Below are 14,935 nucleotides of genomic sequence, written 5' to 3'. Positions count from 1 at the left end.
CCATATGCGGCGTCATCTATCGGACGCCGGGCGCTTCGGGACGATGCCCTACCGGCTGCGGTATGGACCCTCACCCTGGACCTGGTCGTAGACGCCGTGCCCGGTTCGGGCTCGATAGGCCCGTCCCGCGATCTGACCGGGCGTTGGCGGCGTGCCGGGCTGGGCGAAGCTGGTCTCGGGCCGGTAGGCCGGCCCCCAACCGATCTCCTCGTCGCCGGCCGGGTCCTTACCCGGAAAGCCGGTGGCGTAGCCGACGCTCTGGGCCAGAGCCGGCGCAGTCGCCAGACCGAGCAGGGCGGAGAGGATGAGGCGAAGCGTAGTCCTTGAACGCATCGTTGATGGCTCCCGAAGTTCGATCCGGAAAGCGGATCCTTTGCGAGGGAAACGCCGGATCGCGACACGCGTTCTGTGGGGGCGATTCCGTGTCGCGGGCGAGCCCCGGGCCCACCGGCCGGCGACCGACGACGGTTCGCCGCATAGGTTCGGGTCGGCACGGAGAAGTCGCCATGGAGGATTGGAAGGCGGAGTTCCGGGCCGAGCTGCGCCATCGAGATCGCCACCGCCGACGCGGCCTCGGCGCTGCTGCCGGACCTGCTGCGACGCCTGCGCCGTCACGAGGCCGGACTCGGCGGATGGGGATACCTCTCGCCCTATCGCCGCTGGCGGATCCGACGCCTCACACGCGCCGTGGCCGATGCCCGCTGGCAGGTCGAGCAGGGTCGGCTGGCGCGGATGGGCGGCCTCGACACGAGCCGGTGACGCGCCGGCCGGCTCAGGCAGCGGCCGACTTGCGACCGTCATTCCGGGGTGCGGCGACAGCGCGGCCGAGGCGGTCCGTCTGCTCGGGGGCCGGGGCTGGCAGGCGCACCAGGACGACAGTGCCGACCGTCTCCTCGGAGCGGATCCGCAGGGAGCCGCCGTGCAGCTCGACCATGGAGCGGGTGATCGCCAGCCCCAGCCCCGAGCCCTTGTGGCTGCGGGTCATCTGCGCCTCGACCTGGGTGAATGGCCGGCCGAGGCGGGCGAGGTCGGCGCGCGGGATCCCGATGCCGCTATCCTCGACGAACAGGTGAGTGCTGGCCCCCGCGCGGCGGACGCGCACCGCAATGCGGCCCCCGGCCGGTGTGAACTTCACGGCGTTCTGCACGAGGTTGGCCAGGATCTGCTGCATCGCACTCGGATCGGCCAGCAGCTCGATCCCGGGCTGCACGTCGATGCCGACCGCGATCCCCTTTTCCCGGGCGGCCGCCTCGACGAGGCCGAGAACCGATGCGACGGCGGCATCGGCGGGAATCGTCCGCGGGTTCAGCCGCACCCGCCGCGCCTCGAGCCGGGCCATGTTGAGGATGTCGTCGATCATCGAAAGCAGGTGCGAGCCGCTCTCGCGGATGTCGCGGCAATACTCGGTGTAGCGAGGGGTGCCGAGAGGTCCGAGAACCGCGTTCTCCATAACGTCGGCGAAGCCGATGATCGCGTTGAGCGGGGTGCGCAGCTCGTGGCTCATGTTGGCCAGGAACTCGGACTTGGCCTGGCTGGCGGCCTCGGCCGCGGCCTTCTGGTCGAGGTAGCGCTCGGCCAGATCGGCGAGCTGCTGGGTCTGGAGTTCGAGGGTACGGCGGGAGCGTTTGAGGTCCTTGACGGTCTCGATCAGTTCGCGCTCCGAGGCCTGAAGCTGCTCCTGATGGCGCTTCAGGCTGGTGATGTCGGTGCCGACCGAGACATAGCCGCCGTCCTTGGTCCGGCGTTCGCTGATCTGCAGCCAGCGGCCGTCGGTCAGCTCGGCCTCGAAGGTCCGGGCCGCTAGCCCGGTAAGCGCCAGGTTGGACTCGGGGGATTCGCGTCGGACCTGGGGCAGCACACCCCGGCCCATCACATCGATGTAGCTCCGGCCCGATTGCGCGTCCTCGGGGCTGAGGGCGTGGAGGTGGCGGAACTTCGAATTGCACAGGACGAGGCGGTTGCCGGTATCCCAGAGCACGAAGGCTTCCGAGATCGCCTCGACGGCGTCACGCAGGCGCATGTCGGAGGCCGCGTTGGTCTCCTCCAACGCCCGCTGCTCGGTGATGTCGGTGGCGATGCCGACGAGGTGGCGGCCACCATCAGTGGCATCCGGCATCACTTCGGCCCGGGCGCGCAGCCAGACATAGGCGCCGTCGGCCCCGCGCATCCGGAAGGCATGATCGACGCAGGTCTGGTTGGCGGCGAGGCCACGGGCCAGGCTGTAGAGGTCGCCGTCGTCGGGATGGACCAGGGCGTTCACGGCCCCGAAGGAGAGATATTCGTGCTGCCGCTGGTAGCCGAGCAGGGCGTACATGGAATCCGACCAGTAGATCCGGCCCCGGGCGATGTCCCAGTCCCACAGCCCGCAGGCGCCGCGGCGCAGGGCGGTCTCCAGGCGGCCGCGGATCTGTTCGCGGGCACGGTCGGCGCGGGTCGCCTGCCGGCTCTGCAACCCATAGGCGAGGCCCACACCGACGATCACCAGGATCGCGGCGGCGACCAGGACGATCTGGTCCCGGGCCCGGGCGCTCCAGCCGCGCATCAGCGGCTCGATCGGCTGAAGTACGGCGACCTGACCGGCCCCGTCGGGCAGGCTGTGGATGGCCGCCAGCACGCTCTCGCCGCCGGGTAGGTCGAGGGCCATGGCACCGGCGCGCTCGCCCAGGCCCGAGAGCGGCTCGCTCTCACCGAGCACCTCGGCCAGGGTCGTCGAGCTGGCGGGCAGCGGCGGGTGGGCGGCGGCGATGCGGGCATCGGGCCGAAGCAGCAGCAGGCGGCGCCCCGGGTGCCGCTCGCTCTCCGGCAACAGCGCACGCAGATCGCCCGCCCGGCCACCGGCCGACGTGATCGCCCGGGCGGCCAGCCGAGCGAAACCCTCGACCTCGGCCTTGGCGCCGGCCAGGATCTCGGCCTTCTGGCCCTGGATGTGGAGTGCCGCAAGGCCGATCAGGCAAGCGAGGAACACCGCCAGGATGCCCGGCACGGCGTAGCGCAGCCACCGCTCGACCAGACCGAGCCGCGGATCCTGGACGCGCATCGGCCAGGAAACGGCAAGACTCGATTCCGCACGCGCGGAGAAGGAAGCGGAAGCCGCCTCCGGCATGGCCGAACCTCACCCTTGGGAACTGCGATCCGTCCGCGGCGTCTCGCGCGCCCCGAATCTGATTGAATACAACCATCTTCGAGGGGCGCTTGTCCACGGATTTTTTACCATTCGGCCTTGACGCACCCCCTGGGTTCGGACTCGGCCAGAGAATCGTTTTCTACCGCAAGTTCAGTATCTTAGCCGCCTCCGAGGGTGCGCGCGACGATGTCCGCGGAGTCCCGCGAGAGGCCCGGGATGGCCTTGATCCGATTAAGCATTTCGCCGGCTTTGGCAGCCCGCGATTTTTCCAGCCGACGCCAGGATCCGAAGGCCGTCAGGAGCCGCGCAGCAACCTGTGGGTTGGCCGAATCGAGGGCCGCGACCGTATCGGCGACGAGCGAAAAACCGGCGCCATCGGCCCGAGCGAACTGAGTCGGGTTGCCGAAGGCGAAGCTTCCCACCACGGCACGCACCCGATTCGGGTTGATCATGGTGAAGGCCGGATGGGACTTCAGCCGGGCGATTCGTTCCAAGGTCCCGGATTCGGGGATCTGAGCCTGGATGGCGAACCACTTATCGAGGACGAGCGGCTCGTCGGCGAAGCGCTCCGCGAAGCCCGCCAGCGCGCCCTCCCGGGCCTGACCGGGGATCAGCGCCAGGATCCCGAGCGCTGCCAACCGGTCGGTCATGTTGGTGGCGCGCGCCAGACGGTCCGCGGCGCGCGATGCCCCGGTCTCGGGGTCGCCCGCCGCGATCAGGTCGAGGGCGGCGTTGCGCAGGGACCGGCGCCCGGCCGACGCTGCGTCCGGGCTGTACGCCGCGTCGTCGGCTGCCGCGAGGGCGGCGTCGAGCCGCTCCAGGCGCGGTCGCAGAACTTGGCCGAGATGCGCCCGCAGCGAGAACCGGGCCCCGTGGATCGCATCGGGATCGACGTCCGACAGCAGCGCGTCCGCGGCCTCGCCCTCGCTCGGCAGGGCCAGAACCAGGGCTGCGAAAGCAGGGTCGGACAGCGCCTCGCCGTCCAGGAAGCGCCCGAGCGCCTCCGCGAACGCGTCGGCCCGGGCAGGATCGGGGTTGAGGATGAGTCGGAGGGCGACGTCCTGCGCCGCCTGCCAGCGGTTGAACGGATCGTTGTCCTGCGCGAGCAGGCGCAAGCGCTGGGCGTCGGTCAGCGCGAAATCCAGGCGCACCGGGGCCGAGAAGTCGCGCATCAGCGACGGCACGGGTTCCTCGGTGACCCCGTCGAACACGATCTCGGCCTCTGTCTCGTCGAGGACGAAGATGCCGTCTCGCACATCCGGGCAGGTCGCGCCCGAAAGCGGTCCCGCGGCGCCGACCAGCCCGAGCGCCACCGGGATCACCAGCGGCGGCGTGTCCCGGCCGCCCTCGCCGGGCAGGCTCTGGGTGAACCGCAGGGTGCAGCGGGACGCAGCCGGATCGTACGCCATGGTCGCCGTCAGGCGCGGCGTTCCCGGCCGCTCGTACCAGCGGGCGAAGGCCGAGAGGTCGCGGCCCGTCACGGCCGCGAAGGCGGCCAAGAAGTCCTCGACGGTGGCGGCGCGGCCGTCATTATCGGCAAAGTAGCGGTCCATGCCGGCCCGGAACGCGTCTGCGCCGATCAGCGTGCGCAGCATCCGGACGATCTCGGCGCCCTTGTCGTAGACGGTCGCCGTGTAGAAGTTGTTGATCTCGGCATAGGCGCGCGGCCGCACGGGGTGGCGGAGGGGGCCGGCATCCTCGGGGAACTGCCGCGCCCGCAGGGACCGGACCTCGGCGATCCGGTGGACCGGCCGGGAGCGCATGTCGGAGGAGAATTCCTGGTCGCGGAAGACCGTCAGCCCCTCCTTGAGGCAGAGCTGGAACCAGTCCCGGCACGTGACCCGGTTGCCCGACCAATTGTGGAAATACTCGTGGGCGATGATCGCCTCGATCGCCGCGTAATCCCCGTCGGTGGCGGTCTCCGGACTCGCTAGAACGTACTTGTCGTTGAAGATGTTGAGGCCCTTGTTCTCCATGGCGCCCATGTTGAAGTCGGACACCGCGACGACGTTGAACACGTCGAGGTCGTAGGGACGGCCGAAGGCGGTCTCGTCCCAGCGCATCGAGCGGACCACCGCGTCGAGGGCGTAGCCGGCGCGGTCCTCCTTGCCGGGCTCGACGTAGACCGCGCAGGTGACGGCGCGCCCCTCCATCGTGGTGAAGCGCGTCTCGACCTGGCCGAGCCGGCCGCCGACCAGGGCGAACAGGTAGGCGGGCTTCGGGTGCGGGTCGTGCCAGATCGCAAAATGCCGATCGGTCCCGGCGGAACCGGATTCGACGAGGTTGCCGTTGCCGAGCAGAACCGGAGCCTCGGCCCGGTCCGCCTCGATCCGAGTGGTGTAGACCGCCATGACGTCGGGGCGGTCGAGGAAGTATGTGATCCGCCGGAAGCCGTCGGCCTCGCACTGGGTGCAGTAGACCCCGTTCGACCGGTAGAGGCCCATCAGCTTGGTGTTGGCGGTCGGGTCGATCTCGGTGACGAGGCGTAAGGTAAATGGCTGCCCGGGCGGTGCGTGCAGGCCGAAGCCCGATGGCGTGGCCGTGTAGGCATCCCCTGCGAGCGCCGTACCGTCGAGGGTGACCGAGACCAGCCGGAGGTCGTCACCGTCGAGATGAAGCGGCGCGCCCGCGCGGCCGCCGGGGTTCGGACGCAGGGCCAGGGTCGCGTCGATCCGCGTGGCGTGCGGATCGAGACGGATATCGAGGTCGACGCGGTCGATCAGATAGTCGCTCGGCCGGTATTCCTCCAGGCGGATCAGCGGCGGCGTCTCGGTGCGCATTCGGCTCTCTCCGGATCGGGGGCTGGCCCGTTCTGGTCCCTCGCGCGGCCCGGCGCAACGCGGTCGGGGCGTGAGGGCCCATGATCGGAAACCTCAGCGCGTCGTGCCGCACCCGGGACGATTCTGAGCCGCGCCCTTCAGCCGCCACAGCCCGCCGATCAGGCCGAGGTTGATGGCGGCGAGCAGCGCCAGCAGGCCCCACAGGGCGTCGGGCCCGATCCGCTCCAGCAGGAAGGCGCCGAGCGGCGGCGCAATAGCTTGAGCCACCAGCGCGGGCCGGGCCAGCCGGCCGACGAGCCCGGCATACTGGTCGGGCCCGAACAGCACGAGGGGTACGGTACCGCGCGCGATCGAGTAGACGCCGTTGCCGGCCCCATAGATCATCAGGGCGAGGCCGATCACCGGCTCGTGCGACGCCAGCAGCAGCAGCCCGCAGGCGACCAGCGCGAAGGCGGCGGTCAGCGTCCAGAGCGGGTGATGCCGGCCCCGGTTGGCGATCTCGATCAGCCGCGCGGCGACCTGCGACGGCCCGATCAGGCCGCCATACGCGACGGCGGTGGCGAGGGTGACGCCCCGGGCCTGCAGCAGGGTCAGCAGGTGCACCGAGACCAGCGCCATGATGGTGCCGCCGAGCACCAGCACGCCGGCCATCAGCAGGAAGGCCCGGACTTGCCGCGGCGTCAGCGGTACGACGGGCGCCCCTTGCCCGGTCGTCACCACCGCCGGGGGAGGGGCCGGCGGGATCAGCGCGAGGACCAGCGGCAGCGTCACCGTCATGTGCAGGCCGGCATAGGCGAAGCAGGTCCCCCGCCAGCCGACCTGCGCGACCAGGAACGCCGTGAGCGGCCAGCACACGGTGCTGGCGAAGCCGCCCACCAGCGTCAGAGCCGTGATCGCGGACCGCGCCTCGGCGCGGTACAGGCGTCCCAAGGTGGCGTAGGCAGGATCGTACAGGCCACAGCCCATGCCGACGCCGAGGATCAGCCAACCGGCCAGGAAGACCGGCAGGGTCGGGGACAGGCCCAGCACCGTGAGGCCCGCCGCCAGCAGCAGGGCCGCCAGAGCCAGGACCGGCCGCCCCCCGCGCGCCTGGATGACGCTCCCGACGCGCGGCGACACCACCGCCGCAACCAGCAGGCCGAGGGACAGGCCGCCGACGATCCAGGCCAGCGGCCATCCGGTATCCCGGGCGATCGGCTCGGCCATCACGGCCGGGAGGTAGTAGGTCGAGCCCCAGGCGACGATCTGCACGACGCCCAGCGCGGAGATCACCGGCCAGCGGCGGGTCCGATCTGCCACCGGATCATCCCGTCCCGAGCAGGGGCAGCCACAGGGCCAGGGCCAGCAGGGCGACGAGCAGCACCGGCACGGTAATGACCAGGCCAATCCGCATGTACTGGCCCCAGCCGATCCGCTGTCCCTTGCTCGCCAGAACGTGCAGCCACAGCAGCGTGGCGAGGCTGCCGATCGGGGTGAATTTCGGGCCGAGGTCGCAGCCGATCACGTTGGCGTAAATCATCAGTTCGCGCATCAGCGGCGACAGGTCGGGCGCCTGCTGGATCGCCAGCGCACCGATGAGCACGCTCGGCATGTTGTTCATGACCGAGGACAGGATCGCGGCACCGAAGCCCGCCCCGAGCGTCGCCGCAAGCGGCCCGTAACCGGCGAGCCAAACCAGGCCGCCGGCCAGCGCATCGGTCAGCCCGGCATTCCGGAGCCCGTAGACCACCAGGTACATGCCGAGGCTGAACAGCACGATCTGCCACGGCGCGCCGGCCAGCACCTTGCGGATCGGGATGCGGCCGCCCGTCCGGGCGAGGAGCAGGAGCATGGCCGCGCCCGCGCAGGTGACCACCGAGACCGGCACCCCGAACGGCGCCGTGACGAAGTAGGCCCCGAGCAGCAGGCCGAGCAGCGGGAACGCCGCCCGGAACAGCAGCGGGTCGCGGATCGCGTCGCGGGGCGATTCCAGCTCGTCGACCGGGTAGGTGACCGGCAGCGCGGACCGAAAATACAGCCCCAAAACCAGCAGCGTGGCGGCGAGCGACACCAGATCGACCGGCACCATCACGGCGGCGTAACGCCCGAAGGTGATGGCGAAGAAGTTCGCCGAGACGATGTTGACCAGGTTGGAGATCACCAGCGGCAGGCTGGTGGAATCCGCCACGAATCCGCAGGCGACGATGAAGGCCAGGGCGGCCTGCGGCTTGAACGCGAGCTTCAACAGGATCGCCAGCACGATCGGCGTCAGCAGCAGCGCCGCCCCGTCATTGGCGAACACGGCCGCGATGGCGGCGCCCAGTACCACCACCAGGGGAAACAGACACCGGCCCCGCCCGCCGCCCCATCGGGCGACGTGCAACGCCGCCCAGTGGAAGAAGCCGGCCTCGTCCAGCAGCAGCGAGATGATGATCAGGGCCACGAAGGTGAAGGTCGCGTCCCAGACGATGTGCCAGACCACCGGCACGTCGGCCGGCTGGATCACCCCCGTGGCGAGGGCCACGCCCGCACCGATCAGGGCACTCCAGCCGATCCCGAATCCCCCCGGCTGCCAGATGACGAAAATCAGGGTGACGACGAAGATGACGAGCGCGAGCATGCGGACGGGGATCTTTCCGGCGCCGGGTCAGGCGAGACCGACGCGGCGGCCGACTTCGTCCACCACCGGCTCGCCGCTTTCCTTGACGACCGCGCCCTGCTGCTGCGGCAGCAGCTCGAGCACCCGCTCGGACGGCCGGCACAGCCGGACACCCTTCGGGCTGACCACGAGCGGCCGGTTGAGCAGGATCGGGTGCGCCTGGATGGCATCCAGCAGCTGCGCGTCGGTCAGGGCCGGGTCGGCGAGGCCGAGTTCGGCATAGGGCGTGCCCTTCTCGCGCAGCGCATCCCGAACCGAGAGGCCGGCGCGGGCAAGGAGTTGCTCGAGCAGTGCCCTGGCTGGCGGTGTCTTGAGGTACTCGACGACGTGCGGCTCGATGCCGGCGTTGCGGATCATCGCCAGGGTGTTGCGCGCGGTGCCGCAATCCGGGTTGTGGTAGATCACCACGTCGAAGGCGCAATCAGGCATGGTCCACCTCGTTGGTTCCGGGGCCGCAGGCGGCGAGCGCGGGCGCGCAGATCTCCGGGTGTCCCTGGCAGCAATCCGTCATGAGGAATGCGACCAAACTGGCGAGAACCGGATAGGCGACACTATAAATGATCGAGCGCCCGGCACGGCGCGATCCGATCAGTCCAGCCTGCTGCAGCTCCTTCAGGTGGAAGGAGATGGTCGAGGCGGACACGCCGATGGCGCCGGCCAGCGCCCCGGAGGCCATGCCGTCCGGGCCGGCCTTCACCAGCGCCCGCAGCGCCCGCAATCGGTGCTCCTGACCAAGCGCCATGAAGGCCGCGAGGGCTTGCGGTTCGTCCATTTTCGTTTCTACAATCAGACGATCGTACGAACATACGAGAATGCCTGACCGTGGACAAGCCCGCCCAGCCCTTCGACGACAGCCTCCCGAATCTCAGCCGCCCCCATTTCGCGGTGCCGAGCGCGGCGCAGCTTGCAATTGCGCTTCCCTATGCGCACGCGCCGCGCTTCCTGATCCTGTACGGCTCGCTGCGCGAGCGCTCGTTCAGCCGGTTCCTGGCCCAGGAAGCGGCGCGCCTGCTCGAAGCCATGGGAGGCGAGGTCCGGATCTACGATGCGCACGGCCTGCCGCTGCCCGACGATGCCACGGCCGACCACCCGAAGGTGCAGGAACTGCGCGCGCTGTCGCTGTGGTCGGAGGGGCAGGTCTGGGTCTCGCCGGAGCGCCACGGCAATCTCACCGGCGTGATGAAGAGCCAGATCGACTGGCTACCGCTCAGCGAAGGCTCGGTGCGGCCGACGCAGGGGCGCACCTTGGCGGTGATGCAGGTCTCGGGCGGCTCGCAGAGCTTCAACGCGGTGAACAGCCTGCGCCTGCTCGGGCGGTGGATGCGGATGATCACCATCCCCAACCAATCCTCCGTGCCCATGGCCTACCGGGAGTTCGACGCGGCCGGCCGGATGAAGGCGGGGCCGCTGTACGAGCGCGTGGTCGATGTCTGCGAGGAGTTGATGAAGTTCACGCTGCTGACCCGCGAGCGGGCCGACTATCTCGTCGACCGCTACAGCGAGCGTAAGGAGCGGGAGCCGGAGCGGCTGCGGGCGGTGGCAGACGATATCGGCATCGGCAAGCCATGACCGGCCCGGGTGGCCTACTCGGCCGGGGACGCGCGCTCTAGCTAGGACGGAGGCCGGCCCCGCCGGTCATGTTCGTTTCCGCTGAGGGCGTCGTGACGGCCCTCGCTCCGAAAGAGGGATAGCCGCCAGATGGAATACCTGCACACCATGGTCCGGGTGGCCGATCTCGACCGGGCGCTCGCCTTCTACGTCGGCGCGTTCGGGCTTAAGGAAGTCCGCCGCGTCGAGAACGAGAAGGGCCGCTTCACCCTGGTCTTCCTGGCCGCCCCAGGCGATGTCGAGCGGGCACAGGCGACCAAGTCGCCGCTGGTCGAGCTGACCTACAACTGGGACCCGGAGACCTATTCGGGCGGCCGCAACTTCGGGCACCTCGCCTACCAGGTCGACGACATCTACGCCTTCTGCACCCAGCTCCAGGACAAGGGCGTGACCATCAATCGCCCGCCCCGCGACGGCTACATGGCCTTCGTGAAGTCGCCGGACGGCATCTCGATCGAGATCCTGCAGAAGGGCGCCGCCAAGGAGCCGCAGGAGCCCTGGACGTCGATGGAGAACACCGGCAGCTGGTAATCCATCTGCGACTCTTGACCCGGACGGCGGCGCGGGCGCATCTGCCCGCGGATCAGCCGGCCGGGCGGCCGCTCCGGGTGCGTCAGCGTCCGGGGAGGAAAGTCCGGGCTCCATGGAGAGACGGTGCCGGATAACGTCCGGCGGGGGCGACCCCAGGGACAGTGCCACAGAGAGCAGACCGCCCCGGACGCGTTCGGGGTCAGGGTGAAAGGGTGCGGTAAGAGCGCACCGCGGACGCGGCAACGCGGACGGCACGGCAAACCCCACCGGGAGCAAGACCGAATAGGGGCGGCGCGCCCTTCGCGAGAAGGGCAGGCCCGCTCTCCAGGCCAGTCGCCCGGGTTGGTTGCTCGAGGCGGTCGGCAACGACCGTCCCAGAGGAATGGCCGCCACGTCGGCGCGCGCGAGCGTTCCGGCCTTACAGAACCCGGCTTATAGGCCGGCTGATCCAACCACCCCCGGACCCCTCCGGCGCGGCGATCGCGGACGAGCTCTACAAGCTCCGCGAGGCGCCAGATTCGCGCCCGGTAAAAACCTTCGGTTAACCGTACCGGGGTCAGATCGGTCGGCTCGCCAGCGCCAGGCTCGCGCGTTGACGATCCTCCGAGGCCCATGATACCCGGCATCCTCCCGTCAACGGCGTGTATCGGATCGCCGGACGTAACCTGCACAGTTGCAGGTCCCGTCCGTGCGCGGCGTTTCGCGCGCTCCGCATCCGGTGCCGTTCCCGTCACGCGCGCCGCGCTCGCGCGGCCCGGCACAGGGCACCATGAGACGCACGAGCCGCATCCGCGCCGGAATCCCCGGATCGCGCCGAACCCCCGATTGTCCCCGCACCGGCCCGGCGAGGCGCGCATGATTCGGCGCCGCCCCCCGGCCGAGACGGCGTCCGCGCACCGCGACGGGCCTGCCGCATCCGCCCAGCCTCACGTGCCGGTTCTGCTTGGCGAAGTCGTCGAGTCGCTCAAGCTCGAGGGCGGCCTCGCCGTCGACGGCACCTTCGGAGCCGGCGGATACACCCGCGCGCTGCTGGCGGCCGATCCGACGCTCAAGGTGATCGGCATCGACCGCGACCCGCTGGCGATCGCCGGCGGGCAGGCCCTGGTCTGCGAGGCCGGCGGGCGCCTGCGCCTCGTGCCGGGCCGGTTCGGGGATCTCGACGCGTTGCTCACCGAGGCCGGCGAAAGCCACGTCGACCAAGTCGTGCTCGATATCGGCGTCTCGTCGATGCAGCTCGACGTCCCGGAGCGGGGCTTCTCGTTCCGCAACGACGGCCCCCTCGACATGCGGATGGGCAATGACGGCCCTAGCGCCGCGGACCTCGTGAACGAGGCCGACGAGACCGTGCTGGCCGACATCATCTATCATTACGGTGAGGAGCGGCGCTCGCGGGCCGTGGCCCGGACCATCCACGAGGCCCGCCGCCGCGGCCGGATCGAGACCACCGCCCAGCTCGCCGAGTTGGTCGCCAGCGTGGTGTGGGTCGAGCCCGGCAGCCACATCCATCCCGCGACCCGGACCTTCCAGGGCCTCCGGATCGCCGTGAACGACGAACTCGGCGAGTTGGTGCGGGCGCTCCACGCCGCCGAGCGGGTCCTGGCCCCGGGCGGACGGCTCGCGGTGGTGACGTTCCATTCCCTCGAGGATCGGATCGTCAAGCAGTTCTTCGCCGCCCGCAGCGGCCGGGCCGCCCAAGGCTCGCGGCACCTGCCGGTCGGCCAAGCGGAGACGATCCGCAGCTTCCGCCTCGTCACCAAGGGTCCGGTCCTGCCGGGCGAGGCCGAGATCGCCCGCAACCCGCGCGCCCGCTCGGCCAAGCTCCGGGCCGCGGAGCGCACCGAATCCGATCTGCCCGAACCGCTCGCGGCGCTCCACGCGCTCGCGAGCCTGCCAGACGCCGCCCGCGGGGGCCATCGCCGATGATCCGCCTGCTGAACCTCCTGGCGGTCGCCGGCCTCGTGGCCTCGGCGATCTACGCCTACTCGATCAAGTACGACACGCTCTACCAGGGCGGTCAGGTCTCGAAGCTGCAGACCGCCCTGCACAAGGAGCGGCAGGCGATCGCGGTCCTGCGCGCCGAGTGGCAGCTCCTGACCCGGCCGGACCGGCTGCAGGCCGCGGTGGACAAGCACCTTGCGCTGGAGCCGATCGGGACCAGCCACCTGGCGCGCCTGTCGGACCTGCCCGCCCGCCCGGAGCGCGGCGACGAGATCGGCCGGCTGCTCGCCGCGACCGCGACACCCAAGGACAAGGGCGGGATCGAGCCGCGCACCACCGGCTCGATCACCCGCACCGTCACCACGACTCGCACCCCGAATACCGCTTCGAGGTAATCACCCGTGTCCGAAGACGCCGACCAGATCAGAGACGCGGCTGCCGAGGTGCAGATCTCGGAGCACGCTGTGCGGGAGACCGACGCACCGGCCCACGAGGCGGCGCACTACGCCGTGTCGGAGCAGGATGCGTCGGCGCTCGAGGCCGCCGCCCGGGCGCTGCACCCGGACATGCGTGCCGTCCGCGCCAAGGCGTTCGTGCGGAGCATGTTCCGGCTCGCCATCGAGCGCTCGCACATGCGCGTCGCTTTAGTCGGGCTGGTGTTCGTCGGGGTGTTCGGGACGATTTCGGCCAAGCTGCTGATGATGGCCGTGTTCGGCGATCCGCCGAGCCAGGAGCACCGGGTCGCGGCCGCGTCCTCGACGGCGTTCCGGCCCGACATCGTCGACCGCAACGGCGAGATCCTGGCCACCGACATCCGCACCGTCTCGGTCTTCGCCGAGCCCGGAAACATCTACGACAAGGACGAGGCGGTGGAGCTGCTGACCGCGGTCCTGCCGGAACTCAACGCCTCCGAGCTGCGCGCCAAGCTGTCCTCGCGCAAGGACAAGAAGGGCGCGGGCTTCGTCTGGGTGAAGCGCGAGCTCACTCCGAAGCAACAAGCCGAGGTCCACCGCCTGGGCATCCCCGGCATCGGCTTTCTGCCGGACCACAAGCGGGTCTACCCGAACGGTGTCGCCGCCGCCCACATCCTGGGCGCGACCAATCTCGACGGCGTCGGCATCGCCGGCATGGAGAAGTACATCGACTCGACCGGCCTCCAGGCGCTCAACAGCTTCGGGCTGGTCAGCAAGCAGGCCGACCTGAAGCCGGTGCAGCTGTCCATCGATCTGCGCGCCCAGTTCGCCGTGCGCGACGAGCTGGCCTGGGGCATCGACCACTTCAAGGCCAAGGCCGGCGCTTCGATGATCCTCGACGTCAAGACCGGCGAGGTCATCGCGTTGGTCTCGATGCCGGACTTTGACCCGAACGACCCGAAGGACGCGCTCTCGCCCGACCGCATCAACCGCATGAATGTCGGCGTCTACGAGATGGGCTCGACCTTCAAGGCGATGACGCTGGCCATGGCCCTCGATTCCGGCAAGTACAACGTCAACTCGACCTTCGACACCCGCGGCGGCGTGCTGAACTGGGGCCGGCAGAAGATCCACGAGTATCACGGCACCAACCGCGTCATCACCATGCCGGAGGTGTTCACGCACTCGTCGAACATCGGCTCGGCCAAGATGGCGCTCGGCGTCGGCGTGCCCGGCCACAAGGCCTTCCTGAAGAAGATGGGCCTGCTCGACCGGCTGCGCACCGAGCTGCCCGAGAGCGCCGCCCCGATCGTCCCATCCCGCTGGACCGAGATCAACACGATCACGATCGCATTCGGCCACGGCATCGCGGTGGCACCGATCCAGGCCGCGGCCGCCGTCGCCGCCATCGCCAACGGTGGCGACCTGATCACCCCGACCTTCCTGAAGGCGGCGCCCGAAGACAAGGCCCGCGCCACGCACGTCCTCTCCGGCCAGACCTCCGAGGCGATGCGCTACATCATGCGCCTCAACGCGGCCGAGGGCTCTGCCAAGAAGGCGGCGGTCCCGTACTACTTCGTCGGCGGCAAGACCGGCACGGCCGAGAAGGTGATCGGCGGGCGGTACATCCACAACCGCCTCTTCACCACCTTCATGGCGGCGGCGCCGATGAACGACCCGAAATACCTCTTCATCACCATCATGGACGAGCCGCAGGGCCTGCCGGAATCGGGCGGCTACGCCACCGCGGCGTGGAACTCGGGCGTCGTCACCGGCAAGGTGATCGAGCGGGTCGCCCCGATCCTGGGGTTGCCGCCGCAATTCGAGCCGCCGGTGCGACCGTTCCCTCAGATGGTCAAGCTCAATGCCTACCACATCAACCAGTTGGGCGGCCCATGATGGT

12 protein-coding genes and 1 other RNA gene are annotated in these 14,935 nt (G+C 70.0%); 6 read left to right on the top strand and 7 right to left on the bottom strand.

The genetic code is table 11. From position 1 onward, the window contains the following. Positions 1-48: 48 nt before the first annotated feature. The 7 genes from FVA80_RS12295 to FVA80_RS12260 all read right to left on the bottom strand — a co-directional run bounded on the left by FVA80_RS12295 (position 49) and on the right by FVA80_RS12260 (position 9,314). Positions 49-333, bottom strand: a complete 285-nt coding sequence (locus FVA80_RS12295; RefSeq protein ID WP_147907454.1) for a hypothetical protein — start codon at positions 331-333, stop codon at positions 49-51. A 439-nt stretch (positions 334-772) separates the two neighbouring features. Then, positions 773-3,103: a PAS domain-containing sensor histidine kinase gene (locus FVA80_RS12285; protein WP_147907453.1), complete on the bottom strand. Its 2,331-nt coding sequence runs from the start codon at positions 3,101-3,103 to the stop codon at positions 773-775. Between the two features lie 179 nt (positions 3,104-3,282). Beyond that, positions 3,283-5,904 carry an aminopeptidase N gene (pepN, locus tag FVA80_RS12280; protein WP_147907452.1) on the bottom strand — a complete coding sequence of 874 codons (2,622 nt, stop codon included), beginning with the start codon at positions 5,902-5,904 and terminating at the stop codon, positions 3,283-3,285. A 93-nt stretch (positions 5,905-5,997) separates the two neighbouring features. Continuing rightward, the gene (locus FVA80_RS12275) at positions 5,998-7,203 is read right to left on the bottom strand and encodes an MFS transporter (RefSeq protein ID WP_147907451.1); all 1,206 of its coding nucleotides are present in this window, start codon (positions 7,201-7,203) and stop codon (positions 5,998-6,000) included. Between the two features lie 4 nt (positions 7,204-7,207). Then, entirely contained in the window at positions 7,208-8,503 is a 1,296-nt protein-coding gene (locus tag FVA80_RS12270) for an arsenic transporter (RefSeq protein WP_147907450.1), read from the bottom strand. A 27-nt stretch (positions 8,504-8,530) separates the two neighbouring features. Continuing rightward, a complete protein-coding gene (arsC, locus tag FVA80_RS12265; RefSeq protein ID WP_147907449.1) occupies positions 8,531-8,971 on the bottom strand; it encodes an arsenate reductase (glutaredoxin) in 441 nt (146 codons plus the stop codon). Then, positions 8,964-9,314 carry a metalloregulator ArsR/SmtB family transcription factor gene (locus FVA80_RS12260; protein ID WP_147907448.1) on the bottom strand — a complete coding sequence of 117 codons (351 nt, stop codon included), beginning with the start codon at positions 9,312-9,314 and terminating at the stop codon, positions 8,964-8,966. The genes arsC and FVA80_RS12260 overlap by 8 nt, the downstream gene beginning before the upstream one ends. 50 nt (positions 9,315-9,364) lie before the next feature. Here FVA80_RS12260 and arsH point away from each other — a divergent pair, with 50 nt between their 5' ends. The 6 genes from arsH to FVA80_RS12230 all read left to right on the top strand — a co-directional run bounded on the left by arsH (position 9,365) and on the right by FVA80_RS12230 (position 14,931). Continuing rightward, positions 9,365-10,111: an arsenical resistance protein ArsH gene (arsH, locus tag FVA80_RS12255; protein WP_147907447.1), complete on the top strand. Its 747-nt coding sequence runs from the start codon at positions 9,365-9,367 to the stop codon at positions 10,109-10,111. A gap of 129 nt (positions 10,112-10,240) precedes the next feature. After that, positions 10,241-10,681 (top strand): VOC family protein, encoded by a 441-nt coding sequence (locus tag FVA80_RS12250; RefSeq protein ID WP_147907446.1) that lies wholly within the window; start codon positions 10,241-10,243, stop codon positions 10,679-10,681. Between the two features lie 52 nt (positions 10,682-10,733). Beyond that, positions 10,734-11,132: RNase P RNA component class A (gene rnpB, locus FVA80_RS12245), an RNA gene on the top strand. A gap of 404 nt (positions 11,133-11,536) precedes the next feature. Beyond that, on the top strand, positions 11,537-12,604 hold the full coding sequence (gene rsmH, locus FVA80_RS12240; RefSeq protein ID WP_246692383.1) for a 16S rRNA (cytosine(1402)-N(4))-methyltransferase RsmH: 1,068 nt from the start codon (positions 11,537-11,539) through the stop codon (positions 12,602-12,604). Further along, entirely contained in the window at positions 12,601-13,014 is a 414-nt protein-coding gene (locus FVA80_RS12235) for a hypothetical protein (RefSeq protein ID WP_147856841.1), read from the top strand. The genes rsmH and FVA80_RS12235 overlap by 4 nt, the downstream gene beginning before the upstream one ends. 6 nt (positions 13,015-13,020) lie before the next feature. Continuing rightward, positions 13,021-14,931, top strand: coding sequence for a penicillin-binding protein 2 (locus FVA80_RS12230; RefSeq protein WP_147907445.1), 1,911 nt, complete (start codon positions 13,021-13,023; stop codon positions 14,929-14,931). The last annotated feature ends 4 nt before the right edge of the window (positions 14,932-14,935 follow it).

The sequence above is a fragment of the Methylobacterium sp. WL1 genome, assembly GCF_008000895.1.
Taxonomy (GTDB): Bacteria; Pseudomonadota; Alphaproteobacteria; order Rhizobiales; family Beijerinckiaceae; genus Methylobacterium.
The sequence above is the reverse complement of the archived record's forward strand: the minus strand, read 5'-3'. Positions and strand labels throughout refer to the sequence as shown.